Source organism: Streptomyces aquilus (assembly GCF_003955715.1).
Lineage (GTDB): Bacteria > Actinomycetota > Actinomycetes > Streptomycetales > Streptomycetaceae > Streptomyces > Streptomyces aquilus.
On sequence record NZ_CP034463.1, the window covers coordinates 4820923 to 4847717 of the forward strand.

24 protein-coding genes are annotated in these 26795 nt (G+C 73.0%); 13 read left to right on the forward strand and 11 right to left on the reverse strand.

The window, feature by feature from the left end; translation table 11 throughout:
- The first annotated feature begins 151 nt into the window (after positions 1-151).
- A complete protein-coding gene (afsR, locus tag EJC51_RS22150) occupies positions 152-3109 on the forward strand; it encodes an SARP-family global regulator AfsR (RefSeq protein WP_126272690.1) in 2958 nt (985 codons plus the stop codon).
- 239 nt (positions 3110-3348) lie between these two features.
- Positions 3349-3546 carry a hypothetical protein gene (locus EJC51_RS22155; RefSeq protein WP_126272691.1) on the forward strand — a complete coding sequence of 66 codons (198 nt, stop codon included), beginning with the start codon at positions 3349-3351 and terminating at the stop codon, positions 3544-3546.
- Between the two features lie 89 nt (positions 3547-3635).
- Here EJC51_RS22155 and EJC51_RS22160 read toward each other — a convergent pair whose 3' ends face one another.
- Positions 3636-5201 (reverse strand): FadD3 family acyl-CoA ligase, encoded by a 1566-nt coding sequence (locus tag EJC51_RS22160; protein WP_244362785.1) that lies wholly within the window; start codon positions 5199-5201, stop codon positions 3636-3638.
- Positions 5202-5296: 95 nt separating this feature from the next.
- Between EJC51_RS22160 and EJC51_RS22165 the strand changes: the two genes are divergently transcribed.
- Genes EJC51_RS22165 through EJC51_RS22175 form a run of 3 tightly spaced genes read left to right on the forward strand, consistent with a single transcriptional unit; the run spans position 5297 to position 7640 of the window.
- Positions 5297-6451, forward strand: coding sequence for a lipid-transfer protein (locus EJC51_RS22165; protein ID WP_126272692.1), 1155 nt, complete (start codon positions 5297-5299; stop codon positions 6449-6451).
- Positions 6452-6453: 2 nt separating this feature from the next.
- A complete protein-coding gene (locus EJC51_RS22170) occupies positions 6454-6873 on the forward strand; it encodes a Zn-ribbon domain-containing OB-fold protein (RefSeq protein WP_126272693.1) in 420 nt (139 codons plus the stop codon).
- Positions 6870-7640, forward strand: a complete 771-nt coding sequence (locus EJC51_RS22175) for an enoyl-CoA hydratase/isomerase family protein (RefSeq protein ID WP_207924844.1) — start codon at positions 6870-6872, stop codon at positions 7638-7640. The genes EJC51_RS22170 and EJC51_RS22175 overlap by 4 nt, the downstream gene beginning before the upstream one ends.
- A gap of 209 nt (positions 7641-7849) precedes the next feature.
- On the opposite strand, the gene EJC51_RS22180 is transcribed toward EJC51_RS22175, so the two are convergent.
- A complete protein-coding gene (locus EJC51_RS22180; protein ID WP_126272695.1) occupies positions 7850-10201 on the reverse strand; it encodes an outer membrane protein assembly factor BamB family protein in 2352 nt (783 codons plus the stop codon).
- A gap of 169 nt (positions 10202-10370) precedes the next feature.
- Positions 10371-11099 (reverse strand): AfsK-binding protein KbpA, encoded by a 729-nt coding sequence (gene kbpA, locus EJC51_RS22185; RefSeq protein WP_126272696.1) that lies wholly within the window; start codon positions 11097-11099, stop codon positions 10371-10373.
- A 135-nt stretch (positions 11100-11234) separates the two neighbouring features.
- Between kbpA and EJC51_RS22190 the strand changes: the two genes are divergently transcribed.
- Positions 11235-11870: a TetR family transcriptional regulator gene (locus EJC51_RS22190; protein ID WP_079310070.1), complete on the forward strand. Its 636-nt coding sequence runs from the start codon at positions 11235-11237 to the stop codon at positions 11868-11870.
- Between the two features lie 87 nt (positions 11871-11957).
- Here the strand turns inward: EJC51_RS22190 and EJC51_RS22195 are convergent, their stop codons facing one another.
- Positions 11958-12410 (reverse strand): Lrp/AsnC family transcriptional regulator, encoded by a 453-nt coding sequence (locus tag EJC51_RS22195; protein ID WP_126272697.1) that lies wholly within the window; start codon positions 12408-12410, stop codon positions 11958-11960.
- 82 nt (positions 12411-12492) lie between these two features.
- Here EJC51_RS22195 and EJC51_RS22200 point away from each other — a divergent pair, with 82 nt between their 5' ends.
- Complete coding sequence (locus tag EJC51_RS22200; RefSeq protein WP_126272698.1) at positions 12493-13098, forward strand: LysE family translocator; 606 nt, start codon at positions 12493-12495, stop codon at positions 13096-13098.
- On the opposite strand, the gene EJC51_RS22205 is transcribed toward EJC51_RS22200, so the two are convergent.
- Together EJC51_RS22205 and EJC51_RS22210 are read right to left on the reverse strand one after the other, a co-directional pair.
- A complete protein-coding gene (locus tag EJC51_RS22205; RefSeq protein WP_126272699.1) occupies positions 13099-13566 on the reverse strand; it encodes a nitroreductase/quinone reductase family protein in 468 nt (155 codons plus the stop codon).
- On the reverse strand, positions 13563-14738 hold the full coding sequence (locus EJC51_RS22210; protein ID WP_126277078.1) for an acyl-CoA dehydrogenase family protein: 1176 nt from the start codon (positions 14736-14738) through the stop codon (positions 13563-13565). The genes EJC51_RS22205 and EJC51_RS22210 overlap by 4 nt, the downstream gene beginning before the upstream one ends.
- Before the next feature lie 83 nt (positions 14739-14821).
- Between EJC51_RS22210 and EJC51_RS22215 the strand changes: the two genes are divergently transcribed.
- A complete protein-coding gene (locus EJC51_RS22215) occupies positions 14822-15988 on the forward strand; it encodes a thiolase C-terminal domain-containing protein (protein ID WP_126272700.1) in 1167 nt (388 codons plus the stop codon).
- A gap of 4 nt (positions 15989-15992) precedes the next feature.
- Here the strand turns inward: EJC51_RS22215 and EJC51_RS22220 are convergent, their stop codons facing one another.
- Entirely contained in the window at positions 15993-17309 is a 1317-nt protein-coding gene (locus EJC51_RS22220; protein WP_126272701.1) for a COG1361 family protein, read from the reverse strand.
- Between the two features lie 84 nt (positions 17310-17393).
- On the opposite strand from EJC51_RS22220, the gene EJC51_RS22225 reads away from it, so the two are divergent.
- A complete protein-coding gene (locus EJC51_RS22225) occupies positions 17394-18062 on the forward strand; it encodes a pyridoxine/pyridoxamine 5'-phosphate oxidase (protein ID WP_126272702.1) in 669 nt (222 codons plus the stop codon).
- 28 nt (positions 18063-18090) lie between these two features.
- Here the strand turns inward: EJC51_RS22225 and EJC51_RS22230 are convergent, their stop codons facing one another.
- From EJC51_RS22230 to EJC51_RS22240, 3 genes are read right to left on the reverse strand one after another with little or no spacing between them, the layout of a single operon-like run.
- Positions 18091-18699 (reverse strand): GNAT family N-acetyltransferase, encoded by a 609-nt coding sequence (locus tag EJC51_RS22230; protein WP_126272703.1) that lies wholly within the window; start codon positions 18697-18699, stop codon positions 18091-18093.
- Positions 18700-18742: 43 nt separating this feature from the next.
- Positions 18743-19138 (reverse strand): Zn-ribbon domain-containing OB-fold protein, encoded by a 396-nt coding sequence (locus tag EJC51_RS22235; protein ID WP_126272704.1) that lies wholly within the window; start codon positions 19136-19138, stop codon positions 18743-18745.
- Entirely contained in the window at positions 19138-19584 is a 447-nt protein-coding gene (locus EJC51_RS22240; protein ID WP_126272705.1) for a DoxX family membrane protein, read from the reverse strand. Before EJC51_RS22240 ends, EJC51_RS22235 begins: the two co-directional genes overlap by 1 nt.
- Positions 19585-19777: 193 nt before the next feature.
- Here EJC51_RS22240 and EJC51_RS22245 point away from each other — a divergent pair, with 193 nt between their 5' ends.
- The 4 genes from EJC51_RS22245 (at position 19778) to EJC51_RS22260 (ending at position 25813) form a co-directional block, all read left to right on the forward strand.
- Positions 19778-20989: a flavin-containing monooxygenase gene (locus tag EJC51_RS22245; RefSeq protein ID WP_126272706.1), complete on the forward strand. Its 1212-nt coding sequence runs from the start codon at positions 19778-19780 to the stop codon at positions 20987-20989.
- Between the two features lie 175 nt (positions 20990-21164).
- Positions 21165-22646 carry a flavin monoamine oxidase family protein gene (locus EJC51_RS22250; protein WP_126272707.1) on the forward strand — a complete coding sequence of 494 codons (1482 nt, stop codon included), beginning with the start codon at positions 21165-21167 and terminating at the stop codon, positions 22644-22646.
- 156 nt (positions 22647-22802) lie between these two features.
- Positions 22803-25028, forward strand: coding sequence for an acetate--CoA ligase family protein (locus tag EJC51_RS22255; RefSeq protein WP_126272708.1), 2226 nt, complete (start codon positions 22803-22805; stop codon positions 25026-25028).
- A complete protein-coding gene (locus EJC51_RS22260) occupies positions 25019-25813 on the forward strand; it encodes an enoyl-CoA hydratase/isomerase family protein (protein WP_126272709.1) in 795 nt (264 codons plus the stop codon). Before EJC51_RS22255 ends, EJC51_RS22260 begins: the two co-directional genes overlap by 10 nt.
- 6 nt (positions 25814-25819) lie before the next feature.
- Here EJC51_RS22260 and EJC51_RS22265 read toward each other — a convergent pair whose 3' ends face one another.
- A complete protein-coding gene (locus EJC51_RS22265) occupies positions 25820-26761 on the reverse strand; it encodes a hypothetical protein (protein WP_244362787.1) in 942 nt (313 codons plus the stop codon).
- Between the last annotated feature and the right edge of the window lie 34 nt (positions 26762-26795).

The window sequence follows — 26795 nt, forward strand, 5'->3', positions numbered from 1 at the left end:
CATGATGGTTTGTGCGCGGAATTGTGCGGAGGACGCGTGAGGGGCTTGTGATTTACCGCGCGCCTGTCTGTGATCGCCCCCTCCACGGCTGACGCATCTGCCATGAACAAGGCAAACTGGCGGGGTTGCTCACAGTGTTTAGGGGGACTCGATGGACGGTCTACCGCGGGTGCCTGAGCAGCGGCGTCCAGGCTCCTCGGCGGAGCCCGGGCCGCCGCTGCGCTTCAGCGTGCTCGGACCGGTGCGCGCCTGGCGCGGCGAGGAGACCCTGGCGATGGGCTCGCCCCAGCAACGGGCCCTGCTCGCGGCCCTGCTGCTGCGGGAGGGCCGTACGGCCACCGCGGCGGAGTTGATCGACGCCCTGTGGGGGGAGGAGCCCCCGTCGCAGGCCCTCGCCGCGGTCCGGACGTACGCCTCCCGGCTGCGCAAGGTCCTCGACCCCGGCGTGCTGGTCAGCGACGCGGGCGGCTACGCGATCCGTTCGCTCGGCGAGGGTGCGCTGGACGTGACGGTGGCGCAGGAGTGGGCGACGGAGGCGGAGAAGGCACGCAGCGCGGGCGACCTGTGCCACGCCCGTGACGTGCTCGCCCGCGCCCTGGCGCTGTGGGACGGCGAGGTGCTGGCGGGGGTGCCGGGCCCGTACGCGGCGTCGCAACGGGTCCGCCTGGAGGAATGGCGTCTCCAACTCCTCGAATCCCGCCTCGACATGGACCTGGAGCAGGGCTGCCACGCGGAGGCGGTCTCGGAACTCACCGCCCTGACGGCCGCCCACCCGCTGCGGGAACGCCTGCGCGAGCTGCTGATGCTGGCGCTGTACCGCTCCGGCCGCCAGGCCGAGGCCCTCGCCGTGTACGCGGACACGCGGCGCCTGCTCGCGGACGAGCTGGGCGTCGACCCGCGGCCGGGCCTGAAGGAGCTCCAGCAGCGCATCCTCCAAGCGGACCCGGGCCTCGCGGAACCCTCGTCGCCGCGCTCGGAGCCCGCCGCGACCCCGGTCCGTCCCGCCCAGCTCCCGGCGACGGTCCCGGACTTCACGGGCCGCGCGTCCTTCGTGGCCGAGCTGGGCGAGGTCCTGGCCTCCTCCGAGGGCCGGGTGATGGCGGTGTCGGCGCTGGCGGGCATCGGCGGCGTGGGCAAGACGACCCTCGCCGTCCATGTCGCCCACCAGGCCCGCTCGGCCTTCCCCGACGGCCAGTTGTACGTCGACCTCCAGGGCGCGGGGCAGCGGGCGGCCGAACCGGAGACGGTCCTGGGCGCGTTCCTGCGGGCGCTCGGCACCGCGGACTCGGCGATCCCGGACTCGCTGGAGGAGCGGGCGGCGCTGTACCGCTCGGTGCTGGACGGCCGACGGGTGCTGGTCCTGCTGGACAACGCGCGGGACGCGGCGCAGGTCCGCCCCCTGCTGCCCGGCACGGAGGGCTGCGCGGCGCTGGTGACGTCGCGGGTCCGGATGGTGGACCTGGCCGGCGCGCACCTGGTGGACCTGGACGTGATGTCCCCCGACGAGGCGCTCCAGCTCTTCACGCGGATCGTGGGCGAGGAACGCGTGGCCTCCGAGCGCGAGGCGGCCCTGGACGTGGTGGCGGCCTGCGGCTTCCTCCCCCTGGCGATCCGCATCGCGGCCTCGCGCCTGGCCGCCCGGCGCACCTGGACGGTCTCGGTCCTGGCGGCGAAGCTCGCGGACGAACGCCGCCGCCTGGACGAACTCCAGGCCGGCGACCTGGCGGTCAAGGCCACCTTCGAACTCGGCTACGGCCAACTGGAACCGGCCCAGGCCCGCGCGTTCCGCCTCCTGGGCCTGGCGGACGGCCCGGACATCTCCCTCGCGGCGGCGGCGGCGATGCTGAACCTGGACATCGAGGACACCGAGGACGTCCTGGAGTCCCTGGTGGACACGTCCCTCCTGGAATCAGCGGCCCCCGGCCGCTACCGCTTCCACGACCTGGTACGCCTCTACGCGCGTGCGTGCGCGGAACGGGACGAGTGGCCGCCGGAGGAGCGGGGAGCGGCGCTCTCCCGGTTGCTGGACTTCTATCTGGCGACGGTCGGCGGGGTGTACCTGATCGAGCGGCCCGGGGACCGGCTGGTGGCTCACCTGGAGCAGGCGGCGTATCCGGGGCTGGTGTTCTCGGACCGGCACACGGCGCAGGACTGGCTGTACGCGGAGGCGGTGCCCCTGCTCGCCTGCATACGGCAGTCCGCGCAGGCCGGTTCGCTGCGGCGGGCCGTCGACGTCCTGTGGGCCGCCGTCGACCTGGCCGAGTCCGGGACCAACTCCAAGGAGTACGAGGCGGTCGCGGCCCTGCTGCGGGAGGTCGCCCAGGAATCCGGCGACACCCGGACCGAGGCCCGCGCCTCGGTGGCGCTCGCCTTCGTCCACCAGCACTCGGACAGCAGGTTCGACCTCGCCTCCCGGGAGGCGGAGCGCGCCGCCGAGCTGGCACGCGAGGCCGAGGACCCGCTCACCGGCTGCTGGGCCGCGAACATCGGCGGCGTCATCGCCCTCTACCAGAACCGCAACGAAGAGGGCATGGCGTACTTCACCCATGCCATCGAGAGCTTCCGGGCCCTCGGCGACCGCCCCGGCGAGGCCAGCGCCCTGTGCAACCTCTCCCGCATCCATCTGGCCACCGGGCGGACGGAGAGCGCGGTCGAACTCGCGCAGCAGGGCACGGCGATGTACGACGACATGGACCACGCCTTCAAGGGCGCCAACGGCCGGTACGCCCTGGGCCTCGCCCTCACCCAGAGCGGCAGGCTCGCCGAGGCGACCGAGTGCCTCCAGCAGGCCCTGCGGGTGTTCCGCGACAGCCGCCAGCGCCTGTGGGAGGGCATGACCCTGTTCCGGCTCGCCGAGCTCGACCTCGCGGCCCGGCGCCCCGCGCAGGCGGCGGCCCACGCGGAGACGGCGCTCAGCCTGCTGCGCGGCATCGGCGGCGACTGGCGGCACGGCAACGTCCTGACGGTGCTCGGCCGGGCCCTCGCCGGGATCGGGCAGCTCGGCCGGGCCCAGGTGTGCTGGCGGGAGGCCCTGGAGATCTTCGACGCGTTGGGGTCCGCGGAGGCGGACGAGGTCCGGAGCCTGCTGCACCCGAGCGCGGTCGCCTGAGCCGACCGGTCCTGACCACCCGGCCCGCCCTGACCGGCGAGAACACGCGTTCATCATTCGTTTATCGCCACCCGGCACGCTCTGCTGTGTCGAGCCGTCGCGTCGGGGGGCAGACGGAGCGACGACGGGCCGGGCCTCTAGGGTGAACCGGCCCAGCTGATCCGCCCGGCAACCCTCGGGGGAGTTGCCGGGCGGATCCAGCCCATCCATCGCACCACACTGTCAGGGGAGCCAGCGACATGAGCGACGAGACCACCACGGACAACGTGCACGCCACGGGCGAGCCGACCGGCGACGCGACGACCGACAACGTCCACGCCACCACCGAGCCCGTCACCGTCAAGAACGTGCACGCCACCAGCGACCCGCTCAAGCTGAGCGAGGGCACGGGCGAGGACACGACGGACAACGTGCACGCCACGGACAACCCGGCCTGACCCACACGAACCTTTTCCCGCACGGGGATCGGCCGCGGCGGCGCGGAGGGGGAGCCGCCGCGGCCGAGGCATGTCCGGGGGCGGCCCCGTCAGCCGGCCGCGGTCCGCCGCAGCTCCCCCTTCACCACCTTCCCGCTCGCGTTCCGCGGCAGCTGCCGCACGAACTCCACCGCCCGCGGCACCTTGTAGTTCGCCATCTCCCGGCGTGCCCACGCGATCAGGTCGTCGGACGTCAGGACCGCGCCCTCGCGTCGCACCACGTAGGCCTTCCCGACCTCGCCCAGGCGGGTGTCCGGTACGCCGATCACCGCCACGTCCGTCACGTCCGGGTGCAGGGACAGCAGCTGCTCTATCTCCGCCGGGTAGGCGTTGAAGCCGCCGACGATGAACATGTCCTTCAGGCGGTCCGTGATCCGCAGGTTCCCGGAGGCGTCCAGGACGCCCACGTCGCCCGTGCGCAGCCAGCCGTCCGGGGTCAGCACCTCCGCCGTCGCCGCCGCGTCCTCGAAATAGCCCCGCATGACGTTGAAGCCGCGCACCAGGACCTCGCCGGGTTCGCCCACCGGTGCCTCGACGCGGACCTCCGTGCCCGGGATCGCCCGGCCGGACGTCGAGGCGATGACCGGCAGGGCGTCGCCGCGGCGGCACATCGTGACGATGCCGCTCGCCTCCGAGAGGCCGTACGCCGTCAGGACCGTCGACACGCCGAGTTCGTCCCGCAGCCGTTCGACCAGGGTCAGGGGGACGACGGCGGCCCCCGTCACCACCAGGCGCAGCGCCGAGAGGTCGTACGACATCCGCGCCGGGTGGTCCAGGAGGGACTGGAGGAGCGTCGGCGGGCCCGGCAGGACCGACACCGCCTCCGAGGCGAGGTTCGCCAGCACCGTGTCCACGTTGAACACCGGCTGCGGGATCATCGTCGCGCCCCGCATGAGGCAGGCGATCACGCCCGCCTTGTAGCCGAAGGTGTGGAAGAAGGGGTTCACGATGAGGTAGCGGTCGCCCTGGCGAAGACCGGCCAGGTCGCTCCAGATCTCGTACCCCCGCAGCGTCTGCGCGTGCGTGATCACCGCACCCTTCGGACGGCCCGTCGTACCGGAGGTGAAGACGATGTCCGAGGGAGACGAGCCGTCCACCGCCGCCGCGCGCTGCCGCACCTCCGCCGTCCCCACCCCCTCCCCGCTCGCCAGGAAGTCCTTCAGCGTCCGGTAGTCCGCCGGGGCGTCGTCCGCGAGCACCACCACCTGTTCCAGCGCCGGCAGCCCCTCCCCCACCGCGCGCCGCAGCGACGCCACGTACGACGTCCCCAGGAACGTCCCCGTCACGAACAGCAGCCGCGCCCCGCTGCGGCGCAGCACGTCCGCCGCCTCGGCGCCCTTGAAGCGGGTGTTGAGGGGGACGAGAACGGCCCCCGCGGACACCGCGCCGAGCGCCGCCACGATCCAGTCGAGGGTGTTCGGGGCCCAGATCGCCACCCGGTCACCGGGTTCGACGCCGTTCGCGATGCAGGCAGCCGCCGCGCGCTCCACCCGCGCGCCCAACTCGGCGTACGTCACCCGCGTACGGCCCTCCACCACCGCCTCGGCCTCCGGGTACCGCTCGACCGCGGACCGGACGAGTCCCGGAACGCTGCCCCACTCCAGATCACCGCGCACAGCACGCCTCCCAACCCCGGAGCTGACTACCCGTCAGATTAGCTGTACCCTGACGGCCTGTCAGCAGCCCTTCAGCAGCGTGGAGGTGTGCGCGCATGGCCGGGATCAAGGACGCCACCGCGATCGTCGGAATAGGACAGACCGCCTTCGCCAAGCAACTCCCCGAGAACGAGCGGACGCTCGCCTGCCGTGCCGTCATCGCCGCCCTCGACGACGCCGGGATCGACCCCGGCGAGGTCGACGCCCTCGCCTCCTTCACCATGGAGGAGACGGACGAGGTGGAACTCGCGAAGGCCGTGGGGTTCGGGGATCTCACCTTCTTCAGCCGGGTGGGGTACGGGGGTGGCGGCTCCTGCGCCACCGTCGCGCACCTCGCCGCCGCCATCGCCACCGGGCAGGCGTCCGTCGGCGTCGCCTGGCGGTCGCGGAAGCGGGGCAGCGGGCCCCGGCCGTGGCGCGACACCGTCACCCAACTCCCCACCCCCGCCCAGTGGACCCGGCCCTACGGCCTGCTGCGGCCCGTCGACGAGATCGCCATGCTGACCCGCCGGTACCTGCACGAGTACGGCGCGACCCGGGACCATCTGTTCAACGTCGCCCTCGCCTGCCGCAACCGCGCCAACCAGAACCCGGCCGCCGTCATGTACGACCGCCCCCTCACCCGCGAGATGTACATGACCTCCCGCTGGATCAGCGAGCCCCTCTGCCTCTTCGACAACTGCCTGGAGACGGACGGGGCGTTGGCGTGTGTCGTGGTCAGCAGGGAGCGGGCGCGGGACTGCCGCAGGCCGCCCGTGTACGTCCACTCCGCCGCCCAGGGGCTGCCCGCCCAGCACCACGGCATGGTCAACTACTGGAACGACGACCCCCTCACCGGGCCGTCCTGGGCCACCGCCCGACACCTGTGGAAACACGCCGACTTCACGCCCGAGGACGTCGACGTCGCCCAGATCTACGACGCCTTCACCGCCCTCATCCCGCTCTCCCTGGAGGGGTACGGGTTCTGCGGACGCGGGGAGGGCGCCGCCTTCACCGAGCAGGGGGCGCTGGAGAGCGGCGGGCGGCTGCCGATCAACACCGGGGGCGGCGGGCTCAGCGAGGCCTACGTCCATGGCTTCAACCTCATCAACGAAGGGGTGAAGCAGCTCAGAGGCAACAGCACCGCCCAGGTGCCCGGTGCCGCCACCTGCCTGGTCACCGCCGGTGAGGGTGTCCCCACGTCCGCGCTGCTGCTGACGAACAGGAGCTGACCGTGCTCTCCCCCGTCATCGACCCCGAAGGCGCCCCCTTCTGGCGGTACGCCGCCCAGGGCGAACTACGTGTCCAGGCCTGCGCCGACTGCGGCGCGCTCCGCTTCCCGCCCCGGCCCTGCTGTCCCCACTGCCGGTCCTTCGGCGTCGAGTGGCGGCCCCTCTCGGGGCACGGCCGCGTCTGGTCGTACGTCGTCCCCCACCCGCCGCTCCTGCCGGACTACGCCGAGCGGGCGCCGTACAACGTGATCGTCGTCGAGCTCGTCGAGGCGCCGCACATCCGGCTGGTCGGGAACCTCGTCGCCGAGGCCGGGGCGCCGATCGATTCCCTGCCCGCCGAGCGCATCCGCATCGGCGCCCGGGTGCGGTTCGTGGCCGACCCGGCGAGCGGGCTGCCGCAGTGGGTGCCGGAGCGGCCATGAGTCTTCGGGTCAGCGCCGACCACGACACCGGCGTCGCCGTCGTCACCCTCGACCGGCCGCACCGCCTCAACGCCATCGACCTGGAGCTGCGGGACCAACTCGTCGCCGCCTGGCGGGCGTTGCGGTTCGACGACTCCGTGCGGGCCGTCGTCCTCACCGGCAGCGGCGAGCGCGCCTTCTGCACCGGAATCGACCGGGACACCGAGGTACCGCAGCCCAACTCCCCCTACATGGCCGACGATCCGCTCCTCCGCGTGGGGCCCAAGTCCAACGACCTGTGGAAGCCCGTCATCGCCGCGGTGCGGGGCATGGCCTGCGGGGGTGCCTTCTATCTGCTCGGCGAGAGCGAGTTCGTCGTCGCCGATCCGGACGCCACCTTCTTCGACCCGCACACCACCTACGGCATGGTGAGCGCCTACGAGTCGGTGCTCATGGCGCAGCGGATGCCGTACGGGGAGGTCGCCCGGATGATGCTGATGGGGACGGCGGAGCGGATGTCCGCGCGGCGGGCCTACGAGGTCGGGCTGGTCTCCGAACTCACCGCGCCGGGCGAGGCGTTGGCCCGGGCGACCGAAGCCGCCGCCGTCATCGCCGCGCAGCCGGCCGCCGGGGTGCAGGGCACCGTGCGGGCGCTGTGGGCGGCGCGGGAGGCCGCGCTCGCCGCCGGGTTCGCACAGGCGCCGCATCTGATCTCGCTGGGCAACCTGCCGGACGACCGGCAGGCCGAGCTGTTCTCCGCCCGCCGGCCGGGGTTCAGGACGCGCTGACGGCCTGCGCCTCGGCCGGCTCGCCGGTGCGGTCACGCCCGAGCCGGAGACGGTGCTGTCGCATGGCGCCCCTCCCGCCCCGGGCGTAGCGTCGGGTGTGAGAGCCGGGAGGAAAGCATGACCCGCACGCTCTCGCCGAGTCGACGGCCGCCGTCCGGAACCCCTTCCAAGCGCTCGGTGCGACGGCCGTCCCGGGACGGCGGGCCGGATCAGGCCGTGCGGGCCGTTCCGGTGCCCTTCTCCGCGTCCAGCGCGTACACACAGCGGTCCTTGCTGCACGCGTACACGACGCCGTCCTTCACGACCGGGGCGCCGGTGATCTCGCCGCCGGTCGCCAGCTTCCAGCGCAGCCGGCCGTCGTCGGCCTTCAGGGTGTACAGCAGGTGGTCGGTGGAGCCGAAGTGGATCCGGCCCTCGGCGACCGCGGGGGCGCCCACGATGTCGCCGCCCGCCTGGAAGCGCCACTTGGGCGTACCGGTGACCGCGTCCAGCGTGTACAGGCCCTTGCCGCTGCCCACGTGGACGTGCCCGGCGGCCACCAGCACCGGCTCGATGGAGGACCGCGCCTCGGTGGCGATGCGCCAGCGGTCGCGGCCGTCGGCGGCGTCGAGGGCGTACACCGTGCCGAGGTAGTCGGCCAGGTAGACCCCGCCGCCGGTGACCGCGGGGCCCGGCACGAAGGTGGGCGGGCACAGGAACACGGCCGGCGCCTCGAAGTGCCACTTCACCCGGCCGCTCGCCACGTCCAGCGCGAGGACGCGGGTGCCGGCGGAGACGTACACATAGCCGTCCGACGCCTGCGTGACCCGGACCGGCACCCCGCCGCAGGAGGCCGCGTCGCCGATCGGGTACGACCAGCGCTCGTCACCGGTGCGGGCGTCGAGCGCGCGCAGCCGGGCGTCCTGCCAGACGTACACCGTGCCCTCGTGGAGGGCCGGGCCCGCCTCGGGGGACTCGAAGTCGGTCTGGGCGCCGGAGATCTCCCAGAGTTTGCGGCCGTTGGCGGCCTCCCAGGCCTGCACGCCACCGCCGCGGGTGCCGGTGACGACCGTGCCCCGGTCGGCCTTGAGCGCGTACACCCAGGCGTCCGTCTGGAGCCGCCACAGGTCGCCGCCCTCGCGGGCCTCCAGGGCGAACAGGGTGGGGCCGTCGGAGGCGTGGATACGGCCGTCCGCGACCGCCATCGACCAGGCGACGTCCCGCGTCTTGAAGCTGCGCCTGCCGGTCGCCACGTCCAGGGCGTGCACCTCGAAGGAGGTGACGTAGACGAGGTCACCGGCGACGGACGGGGTGCCCCACACGTCGTTGGACATGCGGAAACGCCAGGGGCGCCAGCCGGAGGCCGTCTCGGGGGCCAGGGGAGGCGGGGCGGGTACGGCAGGGCCTACGGCACCGTCCGTTCCGTTGACGCCGGGGCGGGGCTTGGACCAGCTGGCGACCAGGCCCGCCTCGGGCGGCGGCGCCTTCACGGCGGCGGCGCGGGCGTCGGCGACGCGCGGGCCCGGGCCGATGGGCACCTGGGCGCCCGCGAGGCGGACGGGGCCGGTGTCGGGGGCGCCGGCGGGGACGCGGGCCGGGACGACCGGGTCGTGCGAGGGCGGCGGGGGCACGGGGGCCGGCCGGCCGCCGCCGCTGCGTCCGCCCTGGCCCGGCTTCACGGCCGGGCGGCCGTTGCGGCGGGCCTCGATCAGGCTCACGGCCCGCTCGGGCAGCCAGGCCGACGCCGTACCGCTGTCGTCGGTGCCGGAGCCGAAGAGATGGGGGGCCAGCTGGGCCTGGAGGTCGGCCGGGTTGGGGCGGCCGGCGGCCTCCATCTGCATGCAGGCCTCGATGAGCGGGCGCAGCTCGTCCGGGAGGCCTTCCAGGTCCGGGCCCTCGCGCAGCAGCATGAAGACCGTCTCGACCGGGTTGGCACCGTGGAAGGGCGGGTGGCCGGTGGCGGCGAAGACCAGCATCGAGCCGAGCGAGAAGACGTCGCTCGCGCCGGTGACGGAGCGCGAGTCCTTGGCCTGCTCGGGTGACATGTAGGCGGGGGTGCCGACGGCGACGTTCGTCATCGTCAGACGCGTGTTGGACACACCGGAGGCGATGCCGAAGTCGATCACCCGGGGGCCGTCCTCGACGACGAGGACATTGGAGGGCTTGAGGTCACGGTGGACCAGCCCGGCGCCGTGGATCGACTGGAGCGCCTCGGCGACGCCCGCCGCGAGCCAGCGCACCGCCTGGGCCGGCATCGGCCCGCACTCGTTCACTATCTCCTCGAGGGAGGGCGCGGGAACATACGCGGTGGCCAGCCACGGCACGGCGGCGCGCGGGTCGGCGTCGACCACGGCCGCCGTGTAGAAGCCGGAGACGGCCCGGGCCGCCTCGACCTCGCGCGTGAAGCGGACGCGGAACAACTGGTCCTCGGCGAGCTCCGTCCGGACCGTCTTGATCGCCACGCGCCGGCCGGACGCCGAGCGCGCGAGATAGACCAGCCCCATGCCGCCGGCGCCCAGCCGTCCCAGCACCTCGAACGGCCCGATCCGCCGCGGATCGTGCTGCGTCAGCTGATCCACCACTTGCCTGCCACCTCCCCGTACGGGCCACGTCACATCCTTATGTACGCGACCCCGTGCAGCGTCTCACCACCGCACCGCCATGGCGGCACGCACCCCGATTCTTCCTGGCCGAGGCGCAGGTTGCGAACCCGGCCGCAAACCGGGATGTCTCACACCAAAACACCCGGAATCACGGCTGTTCCCGCTCCAGTACGGCGAACGACGCCCCCTGATTGTCGGTGACGACGGCGACCTTTCCGTAGGACGTCTCGAAGGGTGGCGCCTGCACCCGCCCCCCGAGCCGCTGCACCGCCCCGAGCGCGGCCTCGCAGTCCTCGACCCCGAAATGGACGAGGAAGTGCGGCGGCATCTCGGCCGGGAAGACGTCGGAGACGGGGGCGCGGCCGAAGTCGGGGACGGCGTCAGGACCGAACAGGGCGTCGTGGAAGAGCCCGCCGTAGAAGGTGTTGGCGGCCTCCGTGTCGCGGGCGTACAGCTCGGCCCAGGCGAAGGCGCCGGCCTGGTGCCGGGCGCCGAAGCCGGGGTGGGTGTCCGGCTCCCACAGGCCGAAGACGGCGCCGTCCGGGTCGGTGACCAGGGCGGAGGTGCCCAGGTCGCCGACCGGCATGGGGGCGGTGACGACCTGGCCGCCGGCCGCCCAGATCCGGTCGGCCAGGCCCTCGATGTCGGGGGTGGCGAAGTACACCGTCCACACGGTGGGCATCCGCCCGTCCGTCTTGCGGATGAGCGCGGCGACCGGCTCGCCGTCCCGGAGGGCCCAGGCGGCCCCGCCGTACCGCTGTTCCTCGAAGCTCCACCCGAAGAGCTCACCGTAGAACCGCTTGCCCGCCTCGACGTCGGGAAGCTGCGCGTCCACCCAGCAGGGGACGCCCTCGCCGTATGCCCTGTTTTCGGCCATACCGCCAAACTAACGGCGACTCACGCACCCCGCAGGACCAGGCACACCCGTCTCGCGAAGCCCGTGCACCCCATTTGCAGTCGGCCGAATCGCGCTCCGATCACCCCTCGGTAAGCTGACGGCATGACAGGACAAGTGCGTACCGTCGACGGCCGCGTGGCCGGCCGGCGTGGGCAGGCGACCCGGCAGAAGCTGCTCGACTGCCTCAGCGAGATGCTCAGCTCCTCCCCTTACCGGGACGTCAAAGTCATCGATGTCGCCCGGAAGGCGGGTACTTCGCCCGCCACCTTCTACCAGTACTTCCCGGACGTCGAGGGCGCCGTCCTGGAGATCGCCGAGCAAATGGCCACCGAGGGCGGGCAGTTGACCGCTCTGCTGGAGGGCCGGTCGTGGGTCGGCAAGGCCGGCTGGACGACCGCGCAGGAACTCGTCGACGGGTTCCTGGAGTTCTGGCGCAAGAACGACGCCATCCTCAGGGTCGTCGATCTCGGTGCCGCCGAGGGCGACAAGCGGTTCTACAAGCTCCGCATGAAGATCCTGAACTCGGTGAACAACTCCCTGGCCGATTCGGTGGCCGAGTTGCAGTCCAAGGGCAAGGTCGACAAGGACGTGAACCCGGCGGCGGTCGCCGGTTCGCTGGTCGCGATGCTCGCGGCGGTCGCCTCGCACCAGAAGGGCTTCCAGACCTGGGGCGTCAAACAGGCCGAACTGAAGCCGAACCTGGCGCTGTTGGTGCACCTGGGCGTGACCGGCAAGAAGCCCACGAAGTAGCAGCGCGGTTCCTTTACCAGGCCCCAAGTCCTGTCCGGCAGGCGGTGGTTCGTCCGGCACGTCCCGGACGGGCCACCGCCTGCCTCGCTATGCGGGCAGCGGACGGTCCCGTACGACGTGCTTCATCACCAGCGTCGAGGTCAGCCGCTGCACACCCGGCAGGGTCGCCAGCCGTTCGTCGTAGAGCCGCTGGAAGGCGGCGAGGTCGGCGGTGGCCACCCGCAGCAGATAGTCGGGCTCCCCGAACAGCCGCTGGGCGTCGATCACATGGGGAATCCCGGCGAGCGCCTTCTCGAACTCGGCGACGGTGTCCCGGTCCTCCTGCCGCATGGAGACGAAGACCAGCGCCTCGAAGGTCAGCCCCACGGCCCCCGGGTCCACCACGGCCCGGTAACCGCTGATCGCCCCCGACCGCTCCAGCTCGCGCAGCCGCCGATGGCAGGGCGAGACGCTCAGGCGCACCCGCGCGGCCAGCTCGGTCACGGTCAGCCGCCCGTCCTGCTGGAGCTCGGCAAGAATCTTTCTGTCCACGTCGTCCATGAAGAAGATATTTGCTCAGAACTCGCGATCGCGGGCAAACTTCGGCAACACTTTCGGGTCATTCACGCCTAATGTCCCCCGCATGGACACCGGACTGCTCTTCTCCTTCCTCGCCCTCGACCTCCTGCTGGTGTGCGTGCCGGGCGCCGACTGGGCGTACGTCATCGCGGCCGGCGTGCGCGGGCGGTCGGTGGCGCGGGCGGTGGCGGGGCTGGTGGCCGGGTACGCGGTGCACACCGCGCTCGCGGTGGCCGGACTCGCGGTGCTGGTCGCGCGCTCGCCCGCGCTGCTGACCGCCCTGACGGTGGCGGGCGCCGCCTACCTGGTGTGGCTGGGCTGGGGCGTGCTGCGCCGTCCGGCGGTCCCGGAGGCGGGCGGCGACGAGGGCGGGGCCCTGTTCCTGCGCGGGGCGGCGATCAGCGGCCTCAACCCCAAGGGCCTGCTGCTCTACCTCTCGGTGCTCCCCCAGTTCCTCGTCACCCGGGGCGGCCATCCGCCGGTGGCCGCGCAGACGGCCGTGCTCGGTGTCCTGCACATGGCGTGCTGCGCCGCCGTCTACCTCGCCGTCGGCAGCGCGGCCCGCACCCTGCTGACCGCCCGCCCCCGAGCCGCCCGCGCGGTCACCCGCACCTCCGGGGCGGCGATGCTGGGCATCGGCGCGCTCCTGCTGGCGCAGCACGCCCTGTGACTACCGCCGCTCGATCCTGAACACCCGGATCTCCCGCTCCACCCGCGCCTGGTACGTCGCGTACGGCGGCCAGAAGACCAGCAGCCGCTTCCATACGGCCGCCCGCTCCTCCCCCGTCAGGAGGTGGGCGGTGACGGGGATGTCGGTGCCCTTCCAGCTGATCTCGGCGTCGGGGTGGGCGAGGAGGTTGGCGGTCCAGGCGGGGTGGCCGGGGCGGCCGAAGTTGGAGCCGATGAGGATCCAGGTGCCGTCCGCCTCCGGCATGCAGGCGAGCGGTGAGCGGCGGGCCTGTCCGCTGCGGGCGCCCGTCGAGGTGAGGATGACGCCCGGCAGCATCTGGGCGCTGAGGATGACCTTGCCCCGGGTCAGCCGGTGCACGGCCCGGTCGAGGGCGGGGATGACATGCGGGGCGACCTTGGCGAAGCCCCGCGTGGACGAAATGCGCTGCACCGTCTTCTCGCCGATCACACCGGCACCTCCGTCACCGTGAACAGGGACGCCGCGTCGGCCGCGTGGGCCCGCAGCCGGTGCACCGGCCCGAACAGCAGTTCGTCGCCGGCGGCCCGCTTGAAGTACAGCTGGACGTCGTGCTCCCAGGTGAACCCGATGCCGCCGTGCAGCTGGACCGCCTCTCCGGCGGAGCTTCTGAGCGCCTCCAGTCCCTGTGCGAGGGCGAGCCCGCTGACCCGTTCGCCATGAGCGGTGGCCCACGCCGCGTAGTACGCGGCCGAGCGTGCCGCCTGCACCTGGACGTACACGTCGGCCAGCCGGTGCTTGACCGCCTGGAAGGACCCGATCGCCCGCCCGAACTGCTCGCGCTGCTTCACGTACTCGACGGTCCGCTCCAGCACCCGGTCGGCGGCCCCGACCGCCTCGCAGGCGAGCACGGCGGCCGCGCCGTCGCCGGTGCGGGCGAGGGCGGCCGGGACGTCCGTGCCCTCGTCGCCGCCCAGCAACTCGGCCTCGGCATCCCTCAGTTGCAGGTGCCCCAGCGGCCGGGTCGCGTCGAGAGCGGTGTGCCGGGTGCGGACGACTCCGTCGGCGTCCCCGGCGACCAGGAAGAGCAGTGTCCGGGAGCGGGCGAACCCGCCGGTGTGCGCGGCGACCAGCAGCAGCCGCGCGCTGTGCCCGTCCGGCACCGGCCCGACCTCCCCGTACAGCGTCCACCCCGCCCCCGCCCGCCGCGCCTGTACACCCCCGGCACGCCCGCCGCCCGCCCAGTCCCCGCGGTTGTCGCCGGTGAGGGCGAGGCCCGCGGCGGGGGCCGCGAGGGCGGCGGTGAGAGCGCCGGACGCGATCCGGGGCAGCAGGCGGGCGCGCTGGGCGTCGGTGCCGAGGGCCAGGACCAGCGGGGCGACGAGGACGGCGGTGGCGAGCAGCGGGGAGGGCGCCAGCACCCGTCCCGTCTCCTCCGCCGCGAGGGCGAGTTCGGTGGCGGAGCAGCCGACACCGCCGTACGCCTCCGGGAGGGCCAGTCCGGGCAGGCCGAGCTGTTCGGCCAGGGCGGTCCACAGGGCCGGGTCGTGGCCGGCGGGGGTGTCGACGGCGGCCCGCAGTTCCTCGGGACCGCACCTCTTGTGGAGCAGTTCGCGCAGGGTGCGGCGGATCTCGTCCTGCTCGGCGGTGAAGCCGGCGTCCATGGCGACCCCTTCCCTCCGGATCTGACGGTCCGTCATATTAGGAGGGGTGGGTCGATAAGCACAGAGCGAGGGAGAGGTCATTCATGGCTGCCTCATTGACGAGGTCCGGCGGCCGGAAGGTCGCCGTGGTCGGTGCCGCCCTCGCCGACTGCGGCCGGGCGGACGACGCGACGCCGTACACGCTGCACGCCCAGGCGGCCCGGCGCGCGCTCGCGGACTCGGGGCTCGACCGGTCCGTGGTGGACGGGTTCGCGTCGGCGGGCACGGGCGTACTGGCGCCGGTGGAGGTGGCCGAGTACCTGGGCCTGCGCCCCACCTGGGTCGACTCCACGTCGGTCGGCGGCTCGACGTGGGAGGTCATGGCGGCGCACGCGGCGGACGCGATAGCGGCGGGCCACGCCGACGCCGTCCTCCTGGTGTACGGCTCGACGGCACGGGCGGACATCAGGGCGGGCCGCCGCACCGGCAACCTCTCGTTCGGCGCCCGGGGCCCGCTCCAGTTCGAGGTCCCCTACGGCCACACGCTGATCGCCAAGTACGCGATGGCGGCCCGCCGCCACATGCTCGAACACGGCACGACACTGGAGCAGTTGGCGGAGGTGGCGGTACAGGCGCGGGAGAACGCGGCCCGCAACCCGGAGGCGATGTACCGCGACCCCCTCACGGTGGACGACGTCCTGTCCGCCCCGATGATCGCGGACCCCTTCACCAAGCTGCACTGCTGCATCCGCTCCGACGGCGGGGCGGCGGTCCTGCTGGCGGCGGAGGAGTACGTCCAGGACAGCCGCCCCGCCCCCGTCCGGATCCTCGGCACCGGCGAACACGTCTCCCACGCCACGATGTCCGAGTGGCCGGACTTCACGGTCTCCCCGGCGGCCGTGAGCGGACGCCTGGCCTTCGAACGGGCGGGGGTACGACCGGCCGACATCGAACTGGCGGAGATCTACGACGCCTTCACCTACATGACCCTGGTGACCCTGGAGGACCTCGGCTTCTGCAAGAAGGGCGAGGGCGGGGCGTACGTCCAGGCGCGGGAGCTTCCCGTGAACACGGACGGGGGCGGGCTGTCGGCCCAACACCCCGGCATGCGCGGCCTGTTCCTGCTGGTGGAGGCGGTACGGCAGCTACGGGGCGAGGCGGGCGCGAGGCAAGTGCTCCGGAAGGACGGGACCTTGCCCGAACTGGCGGTGGCGTCCGGCACCGGGGGCTGGTTCTGCTCGTCGGGGACGGTGGTGCTGGGGCGGGCATGAACCGTCATCGCGACACCCTGATGACGGCCGTGTCGTTGCCCGCGTCCGGATCACGGCGGCCCACGTCCCAGGAGCTGAACGGCTTCTTGTTCTCCAGGGTCAGGGTGCCCTCGCCCGGCTCACCGAGGGCCATCGTGAACTCCAGGCTCTGGCTCTCCCCCGGCTTGAGGGCCTTCACGTCACAGGTGTGGGTGAAGCCGTTGCTCTCGCAGTACGGCTCGTACACGCCGTCGTCGTACTCCGTCATGGGCTGTTTCACCATCGAGGTGCCGAGCGGCGGTTCGAAGACGAGCCGGACCGGGGCGCCGACGTCGGCGGGGCCGTTGTTGCGGACCTCGAGCGTGAAGGTCCTCTTGTCGCCGGGCGCGCCCTTCAGGCGGACGGCGGAGACCTCGTAGTCGGCGTAGGTGTCGAGGACGACGTTCGTGGCGCCGCCACCCGCCACGAAGGCGTCGCCGGTGTGCTTGCCGGTGGGCCGCGGCTCCAGCGCGGGACCGTCCCCGCGATCACCGCCCTTGTGGACCGTCGCGTAATGGCCGGGGCCCATGTCCAGGGCCCAGACGTGCCTGGCGTAGGAGCTGTACATCTGCGTCCGCGGGGTGCGGATGCCCAGGGCGGGGGCGAGGGCGACCGTCTCGCCCGGGTCCAGGGTCAGGTCCGGGAACTCACAGACGGCGACGGTCCCCTTCTGGAGTTCGGGGTAGCGGCAGTTGGCGTACCGGGTCTCGAACTCCGTTCCGCTGACGCTCAGTTCCACGCCCAGGCCATGCGCCGGCACCTCGCCCGTGTTGCGGACCACGAGCGGCTCGCCAAGACGGGAGCCAGGACGGACGTCGTCCACCGACTCCGGCGCCACCGCCTCGACGACGGGCTCGCCGACGACGAACCGGGTCCGCGCCGTGAGCTTCTTCCCGCCCTTCGTCGTGTAGGTGTACGTCACCACGGCCGAGTCGCCGGCCTTCGCCCCCTTCGCCGCCACCACCTTGGCGCGCGGCGCGTCGGACCAGTTGCTGTAGTCGCCGTCGACCGCGCAGGTGACGTGCGCCGCACTGCCCTCGCAGCCCCCGTACCCGCGGATCACCACCGTGCCCCGCGCCTCCTTCGGCACGTCCGCGGTGAGCGTGCGCGCACCGGGGCCGCCGGTGTCCTCGGCCACCAGGGAGTAGGGCATCTTGTCGTGCGGGCCCGTCCGGTCGCCCGGTGGGCGGAGGTAGAAGACCGCGGGTGCGGTGAGGGAGGGGGACGCGGTCTCCCCGGTCACGGTGCAGGCGGTGAGGGACGCGAGGAGGACGGACGCGGCGCCGAGCGCCGTACCGGACATGCGTTTCACCATCGTCTCCCCCGCCCTTGTGGTTCAAGCCCCCAGGAAACACTCCCGCATCGCCGCGCACGCGAGAATCGGGGCATGGAAACCCCGGATCTTCACGAGTCACTGAGGTCGTTGCGGGTGTGGGACCCGGAGGTCACCACGCTGCCCGCCTTCGACCCGGCGACCGCACCCCCGGCGCCCCTGGCCCTGTTCACCGGCTGGTTCGCCGAGGCGGTCGCGGCCGGGCAGACCGAGCCGCACACCATGTCCCTCGCGACCTCGGACGCGGCCGGTCTGCCGGACGTACGGACCGTGATGCTGCACGGCGCCGACGCGGACGGCTGGGCCTTCGCGAGCCACTCCCACAGCCGCAAGGGCGGACACCTGGCGGCACGGCCGTACGCCGCCCTCGGTTTCTACTGGCCGGTGCTGGGCCGGCAGGTGCGGGTGCGCGGGCCGGTGACCGCCGCGCCCTCCGCGGCGGGGCAGGCCGACCTGCACGCCCGGTCGACCGGCGCGCTCGCCGCCGCGCTGACCGGCCGGCAGAGCGAGGTGCTGGGCTCGGTCGAGGAGCTGGCACGGGCGTCGGCGGCGGCCTGGGAGCGGGCGCAGCGGGAGCCGGACGCGCCCGTGGCGTCCTGGACGCTGTACCGGCTCGTCCCCGAGGAGGTGGAGTTCTTCCAGGGGGACGCCCGGCGGCAGCACGTACGGCTCCACTACCGCCGTACGGAGGACGGCTGGGCTCGGGAGCTGCTCTGGCCCTGAGGGGCGGGATCCTCGGCGAGGTGCCAGGTCATCGTGGGCCCGCCGGTTCCGGGTCGGTCGACAGGCGGGCGTGCAGGTGGACGTCCCGGAAGGCGTCCAGCGTGCCCGACTCGAACATCGCCCCCCGCAGGGTTCCCTCGTACCGGAACCCGGATCGCTCGGCCACCCGGCACGAGGCCTCGTGGCCGAGGGCGTGGCCCAGTTCGAGGCGGTACAGGCCGAGGTCGGTGAAGGCCCAGCGGGCGGCGAGCACGAGGGCGCGGGTGGCGACGCGGTGGCCGCGGGCCTCGGGCAGCACCCAGTAGCCGACGCGGGCGACGCTCATGACCTGGTCGATCGCGTTGACGCCGATGTGCCCGAGGGTCGTACCGCTCGCCGCGTCCGCGACCCGGAAGGACACGCTCTCGCCGTCCGCCATGCGCTCCGTCACCGCGCGCAGCGAGGCGTGGGCCTCGTCGAGGTCGGTGACCTGCACCAGCGGGGTGTTCCAGCGGCGGAACTCGGGGTCGGCGCGGGCGCGCAGCCAGGTCGCGGCGTCGGCGGCGGAGTCCGGGTCCCAGGGGCTCAACCGGAGCCCGTGACCGAGCAGTTCGGGGGCGGGCTGGTGACTCGGGGTCCGTTCGCTTGTATGGGCCATCGGGCCATTGAATACCGGCGGCGCCGGGAGTGGGGGCCGTCGATCATTCCGCGGGCCGGAACACCGGGATCCCGTCCCGGAAGCCGACCTGGAGTGCCATGCCCGCGCGCAGCGCCTCGGGCGGGGCGTCCACGACTTCCGTCATCATCCGCGGGCCCTCGGCCAGTTGGACGACCGCGGCGACGTACGGGACGCGCTCGCCGAACGGCGGCAGGTCGTTGCGATGGACGACGGACCAGGTGTAGAGCTCGGCGCGGCCGCTCGCCGGCCGCCACTCCACGTCCTCGCTCCAGCAGTGCGGGCAGAACTCGCGGGGGTAGTGGTGCGGGCGGTCGCAGGCGCGGCAGTGGCGGATCAGGAGCGTGCCGGCCGCCGCCGCGTCCCAGTACGCGCGGGTGAAGGCGTCCGCCTCGGGGACGTCGTGTCGCGCCGCGCTCATCAGAACCAGCCCAGCGCGCTGTCCAGCGACCACGTCTGCCAGGACATCCCGAACAGGCCGACCACGGAGATCAGCGCCATCATCGAGTTCTGCCCCTGCTCGGCCCAGTCGTGGATCATGAGCGTGAAGTAGAGCGCGTTGAGCAGCAGTCCGCCGACCAGGGCGATAGGAGTCAGCAGGCCGAGGATCAGGCCGAGGCCGAGGGCCAGTTCCGCGTAGGCGACGACGTACGCCATCGTCTTCGGGCGCGGCCGCACGACCACCTCGAAGCCGCTGCGGACCGGGGTCCACCGGTGCTTGGCGGCGATGTCCGCGGCCCAGGTGATCCCGCCGCCCTCGAACCACGTCTTCTTGTCCTTGTGCCGCCAGCTCTCCAGCCACCACAGCCCGAGACCTATGCGCAGGACGGCCAGCCATTCCGCACCGGTGAGCCAGATCGTGTCCATGGGATCTGACGGTACGTCAGATACGAGGTCGCCGGAAGCCTTCGGTTTCCGGCAGAAGCGGTCATGGGACCGCCACAACCACGCGCCCTACGCCACGAGCCCCACCCACTCCTCCTACAGGCGTGATCAATCCGCAACCAATTCCGGTCTTGACCGAGACCCATCAACCCGGTGCGTGATTACGCTCGCGCACATGGCCGACTCCACAGCGTCCTCCGCGCCCTCCGGCGCGGAGCCGAACACCGCAGCCCGCCCCGTCTACGTCATCGGCGGCGGCCCGGGCGGACTCGCCGCGGCGTACGCGCTGCGGGCCCAGGGCGTGCGCGCCGTCGTCCTGGAGAAGTCCGACCGCGTCGGCGCCTCCTGGCGGCGCCACTACGACCGTCTGCATCTGCACACCACCCGCCGCCTGTCCGGCCTGCCGGGCCTGGCGATGCCGCGCAAGTTCGGGCGCTGGGTGTCCCGCGACAACGTGGTGCGCTATCTGGAGAAGTACGCCGAGTACCACGAGCTGGAGATCGTCACCGGGGTCGAGGTCTCCCGGGTCGAGCGCTCCGCCGACGGCACCGGCTGGCTGCTGCACGCCACCGGCGGCCGCGAACTGACCGGCGCCGCCGTCGTCGTCGCCACCGGCTACAACCACACCCCGCACCTGCCCGACTGGCCCGGCCGCGACGGCTACACCGGCGACCTGGTGCACGCCTCGGAGTACCGCAACCCCGAGCCCTACGCCGGCCGTGACGTCCTCGTCGTCGGTGTCGGCAACACCGGCGCCGAGATCGCCGTCGACCTGGTGGAGGGCGGCGCCTCCCGGGTACGCCTGTCGGTGCGCACCACCCCGCACATCGTCCGCCGCTCGACGGCCGGCTGGGCCGCCCAGTACACCGGCGTCCTCGTACGGCGCCTGCCGGTCGGGCTCGTCGACCGGCTCGCCGGCCCGATGGGCAAGCTGAGCGTGCCCGACCTGTCCGCCCACGGCCTGCCCCGCCCCGACACCGGCCTCTACAGCCGCGTCAACGAGGGCTCCATCCCGGTCCAGGACGTCGGCCTCATCGACGCCGTCAAGGCGGGCAAGGTGGAGATCGTCGCCGCCGTCGACGGCTTCGAGGACGGCAAGGTCGCCCTCGCCGACGGCGACCGCATCGCCCCGGACGCGGTGATCGCGGCGACCGGCTACGTCCGCGCCCTGGAGGGCCTGGTCGGCCACCTGGAGGTCCTCGACGCCCGCGGCAGGCCGCTGGTGCACGGCGCCCGCACCCCGTCGAACGCCCCCGGCCTCTACTTCACCGGCTACACCAACCCGATCAGCGGCATGTTCCGGGAACTCGCGATCGACGCGGAGAAGATCGCGAAGGCGATCGCCCGGACGGGCTCGGCGACCCGCCTGGACGCCGTGCGCACGTAGCCGTGGCTCGTACGTAGAGGATCTCAACCTCCTTCAGTACGACGGCTGTTGCCCATGTGTCCTAGGTGACTCACGGGTCAGCAAGGAGAGCTGTTTTACGCCACCGCGCGGGGCCAGAATGCGAGCACTGCTCATCTTTCCGGCCCCACCCCACCCCTCTCCTCGGAGGACGCACGTGGCAACCGAAAGACAGCTCTCCCGCCGTTCCCTGCTCGGTGCCGCCGGCGCCGGTGCCGTCGGCCTCACCGCCGCCACCGCCGGGACGGCCGCCGCCGTCACCCGCACCGCCGACGTGTGTGTCGTCGGTGCCGGGCTGGCCGGACTCACCGCGGCCCGCGATCTGGTGGCGGCCGGCCGGACGGTGGTCGTCCTGGAGGCCCGCGACCGCGTCGGCGGCCGGGTGCTGAACCTCCCCCTCGCAGGCGGCGGGGTCACCGAGGCCGGCGGCGAGTTCATCGGCCCCACCCAGGACCGCATCAAGGCGCTCGCCGACTCCCTCGGCGTCGCCACCTTCGCCACCTACGACACCGGCAAGAACCTCCTCTACAAGGACGGCAGGAAAACCCCGTACGCCACCGACGGCCTCCTCGGCTCGGTCCCGCCGATCGACGCGGCCGGCCTCGCCAACGCCGCGATCGTCCAGGCCACCCTCGACGACCTGGCGAAACAGATCCCGGTCGACGCCCCCTGGACCGCGGCCAAGGCCGACGAATGGGACCGGCAGACCTTCGAGACCTGGCTGCGCGCCAACGCCGTGATCCCCTCGGCCAAGTTCCTCTTCGACGTGGCCTGTACGTCGATCTTCTCGGCCGAGCCCCGTGAACTCTCCTTCCTGTTCGTGCTCTTCTACATCGCCGCCGCGGGCAACGCCTCCAACCCCGGCACCCTGGAACGCCTCACCGAGACGGCGGGCGGCGCCCAGGAGCTCCGCTTCGTCGGCGGCTCCCAACGGGTCCCGATCAAGCTCGCCGCCACCCTCGGCGACCGGGTCGTGCTGAACTCGCCGGTGCGCTCGATCACCAAGTCCGGCTCCCAGTACGTCGTGACGGCCGACGGCACCACGGTCACCGCCCGCCGGGTCGTCGTCGCCGTCCCCCCGCCGATCGCCGCCCGCATCACCTACGACCCGGTCCTGCCCGCCGCCCGCGACCAGCTCACCCAGCGCCTGCCGATGGCCTCCGTCGGCAAGGCCATCGCGATCTACGACACCCCCTTCTGGCGCGCCGACGGCCTCAACGGCCAGGTCGTCAGCGACTCCGGCGTGGTCAGCTCCACCTTCGACAACTCCCCGCCCGACGCCTCCTACGGCGCGCTCATGGGCTTCATCGAGGCCGACGAGGCCCGCGCGTTCGACGCGGCGAGCGAGGCCGAGGTCAGGGCCGCCGTGCTGAAGGACTACGCGACGTACTTCGGCGAGAAAGCCGCCTCCCCTTCCGCCTTCGTCCTGCAACGCTGGAACAACGAGCCCTACACCCGAGGCGGCCCCGTCTCCATCGCCGCGCCCGGCGTGCTGACCCAGTACGGTCCCGCCCTGCGCCGGCCGGTCGGCGGCATCCACTGGGCCGGGACGGAGACGTCCACGTACTGGATGGGCTACATGGACGGCGCGGTGCGGTCGGGCGAGCGGGTGGCGAAGGAGGTGCTGGACGTCCTGTGACCGGCCAGGCCCACCTGTGCGTGCGCGGCCCACGCCCACCTGTGCCTGCGCGATCCTCGCCCAACTTTGCGTGCACGGCCATTCCTGACACAGCGTCAGTTCCTTTAATCTGACACTGCGTCAGTTAATCGCTGTCACACAGGAGCGGGCGGACCGATGCTTGGATCAACCCACGGCACCCTCACCACCGACTCCCGCCGGGCCCGGGTCGTCGCCTGCGGCGAGCAGCCCGGGCCCGCCGTCCACGGCCGGCCCGCCGACGTCGACGACCTCGACGTCAGCGGCCGCCCGCTGTACGGCGACGTCCCCGATCTGGACCGCTTCTTCCGGCCGGAGTCCGTCGCCGTGATCGGCGCCTCGGACGCCGAGGGCCGGCCCAACACCGGCGTCACCCGGCAGCTCCTCGGCTGGGCCGAGCGCGTCGGGGCCCGGCTGCACCCGGTGCATCCCAGCCGTCCGGCCGTGTTCGGCATCCCCTGCGTGGCGTCCGTCGCCGAGCTGCCCGAGCAGGTCGACCTCGCCGTCCTGCTGGTCGCCGACCCGCTGCCGGTGATCGAGGAACTGGCCGAGGCCAAGGTCAAGTTCGCGGTCGTCTTCGCCTCCGGTTTCGCGGAGACCGGCGAGGAGGGCGCCGCCGCCCAGGACCGGCTGGCCGCCGCCGTACGGCGGTCCGGGATGCGGCTGCTCGGACCGAACACCAACCTCAACGCCTTCGAGCGGTTCCGCGACGACCTCGACGGTCCGGCGATCGCCCTCATCACCCAGTCCGGGCACCAGGGACGCCCCGTCTTCGCCCTCCAGGAGCTGGGCATCCGCCTGACCCACTGGGCGCCGACCGGCAACGAGGCCGACCTGGAGACCGCCGACTTCCTCTCCTGGTTCGCCGAGCAGCCGGACGTCGGTGCCATCGCCTGTTACGTCGAGGGCCTCAAGGACGGCCGCTCCTTCCTGCTGGCCGCCGACCGGGCCGCCCGCCGCAAGGTGCCGGTGGTCGCGGTCAAGGTGGGCCGCACCGAGACCGGCGCCCGCACCGCCGCCTCCCACACCGGCAAGCTGACCGGCGCGGACGCGGTGGTGGACGCGGCGATGCGGCAGTACGGCGTGATCCGGGTCGACGGTCTCGACGAACTCCAGGACACCGCCGCCCTGTTGGCGCGCGCCCGGCCGCCGCGCGCCGACGGGGTCGTCGTCTACTCGATCTCGGGCGGCACGGGCGCCCACTTCGCCGACCTGGCGACGGAGGCGGGGCTGCGGCTGCCCACGCTGTCCGACACCAAGCAGGCCGAACTGCACCAGTGGATACCGGAGTACCTGACCGTGGCCAACCCGGTCGACAACGGCGGGCATCCCGTGGGCGACTGGCGCGGCCGGAAGATCATCGACGCGATCCTCGACGACCCGTCGGTCGGGGTGCTGATCTGCCCGGTCACCGGCCCCTTCCCGCCGCTCAGCGACCGGCTGGTCCAGGACCTGGTGGACGCGGCCGAGGAGACGGACAAGCTGGTCTGCGTGGTGTGGGGCTCGCCGGTCGGCACCGAACCGGCGTACCGCGAGGTCCTGTTGGGCTCCTCCCGGGTGGCCACCTTCCGCACGGTCGGCAACTGCATCACCGCGGTCCGCGCCTACCTCGACCACCACCGCTTCACGGCGAGCTACCGATCCCCCCTGGACGAGGCGCCGCGCACCACTTCCCCCTCCTTCCGCAAGGCGCAGGCCCTGATGCGCCCGGGTCAGCAGCTGAGCGAGCACGCGGCGAAGCAGCTGCTGCGGGCGTACGGCATCCGCGTGCCGCGCGAGCAGTTGGTGACCAGCGCGGCGGCGGCCGTGCGCGCGGCGGGCCTGGTGGGCTACCCGGTGGTGATGAAGGCCTCCGGCGCGCAGATCGCTCACAAGACCGAGCTGGGCCTGGTGAAGATCGGGCTCACCTCCGCGAGCCAGGTCCGCGACGCCTACCGGGAGCTGACCGACATCGCCCGCTACGAGGGCGTCTCCCTGGACGGCGTGCTGGTCTGCCAGATGGTCGAGCGGGGCGTCGAGATGGTCGTCGGCGTCACCCACGACGAGCTCTTCGGGCCCACGGTGACGGTCGGGCTCGGCGGCGTGCTGGTGGAGGTCCTGCGCGACGCGGCCGTGCGCGTGCCGCCCTTCACCGAGGAGCAGGCCCTGGACATGCTGGGCGACCTGCGCGGGCGGCCCCTGCTGGACGGGGTGCGGGGGCGGCCGCCGGCCGATGTCGACGCGCTCGTCGAGGTGATCCTGCGGGTGCAGCGCATGGCCCTGGAACTCGGGGACGAACTGGCCGAGTTGGACATCAACCCGCTGATGGTCCTGCCACGGGGGCAGGGCGCGGTGGCGCTGGACGCGCTGGTGGTGTGCCGGTGAGCGCCGAGGTGCTGCACACCGTGACGGACCAGGTCGCGTCCCTCACCCTCAACCGGCCCGAGGCCCTCAACGCCCTCACCCCCGAGGGGCGGGACCTGCTGATCCGGCTGCTGGGCGACGCCTCCGCCGACCCCGGGGTGCGGGCGGTGGTCATCACCGGGACCGGACGCGGCTTCTGCGCGGGCGCGGACCTGCGGGGCGGCACGGAGTCCGGTGAGCGGGTCGCGGGCGATGTCGCGCGCATGCTCCGCTCGGGCGCCCAACGCCTGGTCGCCGCGGTCCTCGACTGCGAGAAGCCGGTGATCGCGGCGGTCAACGGCACCGCGGCCGGCATCGGCGCGCATCTCGCGCTCGCCTGCGACCTCGTACTGGCCGCGGAATCGGCCAAGTTCATCGAGGTGTTCGTACGCCGCGGACTCGTCCCCGACGGCGGCGGCGCGTATCTCCTCCCCCGCCTGATCGGGCCGCAGCGCGCGAAGGAGCTGATGTTCTTCGGCGACGCGCTCACCGCGGCCGACGCCGAGCGGCTGGGTCTGGTCAACCGGGTCGTCCCGGAGGGCGAGCTGGCGAAGACCGCCGCGGAGTGGGCCTCCCGTCTCGCCGCCGGTCCGACCCGCGCCCTCGCCCTCACCAAGCAGCTCGTCAACGCCTCCCTCGACACCGACCGCGCCACCGCGTTCGCCGCGGAGGCCGCCGCGCAGGAGATCAACATGACGACCGCGGACGCGCGGGAGGGGGTGGCGAGCTTCGTGGAGCGGCGCGGCGCGGAGTTCAAGGGGCGCTGACCGGCGTCACTTCTTCTTGAGGATCCGCAGGTCACCCGCGTCCGGGTCGCCGAACAGCACGAACAGCTCGGGCGCGTCCGCCGTGCCGCCGATCGTCCAGTACGTCTGCTCACCGCAGCCGCCGTCGAGCCGTACGACGACCCCGTCCCGTTCCTCCGGCCCCTCCCCGGCGTAGGCGTCGTCGCGGCCGTCCCGGTCGACGGTCCAGGTACCGGTGCCGGTGCAGCGGACGGCATCCCAGCCGTCGGGGTCCTGGAGCGGGAGGTCGGTGAACTCGACCCGGCCGCCCGCACGCAGGTCCAGGACCGCGCCGCCGTCGCCGTGCCAGGCTCCGGTGAGCTGGGCGGTGGAGAGCGTCGGGGGCTCGTAGTCCTTGAGCAGTCCGGCGAAGGTGGCGGCGATCGCGCCGCCGATGATCAGCACGCACAGCCCGAAGGTGGCGACCGTCGAGCGGAGCCAGGCGCCGAAGAACCCCCAGGAGCGCCCGTTGATCCGGGCGCGGCGGCGGGCGTGGGCGACGGCCAGGAGCGGGAGGAGTCCGAAGGCGGCGAGCATTCCGGCCGCGGCCGCCAACGCCGGCACGGACGCGGACCACCCGCCCAGCACGAGCACCCAGAAGACGCTCACCAGCACCACGACCCCGAACTGCCACAGCCACTCCGGCCCGCGCGTCCGACGCGCGGCCAGGCGCGCGAGGACGAGCGCCGGCATGGTGAACAGGACCGCGTACAGGGTCGCCAGGAACGGCAGCACGACGAGCACCGCCAGGAAGAAGAACCCGGCGAGCGCGCCGCCGAGGCCGCTGCCGTAGTCGTCGTCGTTGACGGTCGTCAGCCACGCGAGCACCCAGAGCACCGGCACCTGAAGCGCGGCCGTCGCCGCCGCGGTGTGCAGCTCGGACCACTTCCAGGCGTCCGCGAGCTGCCGTCTTGTCTCTCCCCACCCCATGCACGCAGGGTACGAAGCGCCTTCGGCCGCCTCT

What these genes read in the sequence shown, in the direction of transcription:
- afsR (WP_126272690.1), top strand. Translation starts at nt 152, where the DNA reads ATGGACGGTCTACCGCGGGTGCCTGAGCAGCGGCGTCCAGGCTCCTCG.
- EJC51_RS22155 (WP_126272691.1), top strand. Translation starts at nt 3,349, where the DNA reads ATGAGCGACGAGACCACCACGGACAACGTGCACGCCACGGGCGAGCCG.
- EJC51_RS22165 (WP_126272692.1), top strand. Translation starts at nt 5,297, where the DNA reads ATGGCCGGGATCAAGGACGCCACCGCGATCGTCGGAATAGGACAGACC.
- EJC51_RS22175 (WP_207924844.1), top strand. Translation starts at nt 6,870, where the DNA reads ATGAGTCTTCGGGTCAGCGCCGACCACGACACCGGCGTCGCCGTCGTC.
- kbpA (WP_126272696.1), bottom strand. Translation starts at nt 11,099, where the DNA reads ATGGCCGAAAACAGGGCATACGGCGAGGGCGTCCCCTGCTGGGTGGAC.
- EJC51_RS22195 (WP_126272697.1), bottom strand. Translation starts at nt 12,410, where the DNA reads ATGGACGACGTGGACAGAAAGATTCTTGCCGAGCTCCAGCAGGACGGG.
- EJC51_RS22200 (WP_126272698.1), top strand. Translation starts at nt 12,493, where the DNA reads ATGGACACCGGACTGCTCTTCTCCTTCCTCGCCCTCGACCTCCTGCTG.
- EJC51_RS22210 (WP_126277078.1), bottom strand. Translation starts at nt 14,738, where the DNA reads ATGGACGCCGGCTTCACCGCCGAGCAGGACGAGATCCGCCGCACCCTG.
- EJC51_RS22215 (WP_126272700.1), top strand. Translation starts at nt 14,822, where the DNA reads ATGGCTGCCTCATTGACGAGGTCCGGCGGCCGGAAGGTCGCCGTGGTC.
- EJC51_RS22220 (WP_126272701.1), bottom strand. Translation starts at nt 17,309, where the DNA reads ATGTCCGGTACGGCGCTCGGCGCCGCGTCCGTCCTCCTCGCGTCCCTC.
- EJC51_RS22225 (WP_126272702.1), top strand. Translation starts at nt 17,394, where the DNA reads ATGGAAACCCCGGATCTTCACGAGTCACTGAGGTCGTTGCGGGTGTGG.
- EJC51_RS22230 (WP_126272703.1), bottom strand. Translation starts at nt 18,699, where the DNA reads ATGGCCCATACAAGCGAACGGACCCCGAGTCACCAGCCCGCCCCCGAA.
- EJC51_RS22235 (WP_126272704.1), bottom strand. Translation starts at nt 19,138, where the DNA reads ATGAGCGCGGCGCGACACGACGTCCCCGAGGCGGACGCCTTCACCCGC.
- EJC51_RS22240 (WP_126272705.1), bottom strand. Translation starts at nt 19,584, where the DNA reads ATGGACACGATCTGGCTCACCGGTGCGGAATGGCTGGCCGTCCTGCGC.
- EJC51_RS22245 (WP_126272706.1), top strand. Translation starts at nt 19,778, where the DNA reads ATGGCCGACTCCACAGCGTCCTCCGCGCCCTCCGGCGCGGAGCCGAAC.
- EJC51_RS22255 (WP_126272708.1), top strand. Translation starts at nt 22,803, where the DNA reads ATGCTTGGATCAACCCACGGCACCCTCACCACCGACTCCCGCCGGGCC.
- EJC51_RS22265 (WP_244362787.1), bottom strand. Translation starts at nt 26,761, where the DNA reads ATGGGGTGGGGAGAGACAAGACGGCAGCTCGCGGACGCCTGGAAGTGG.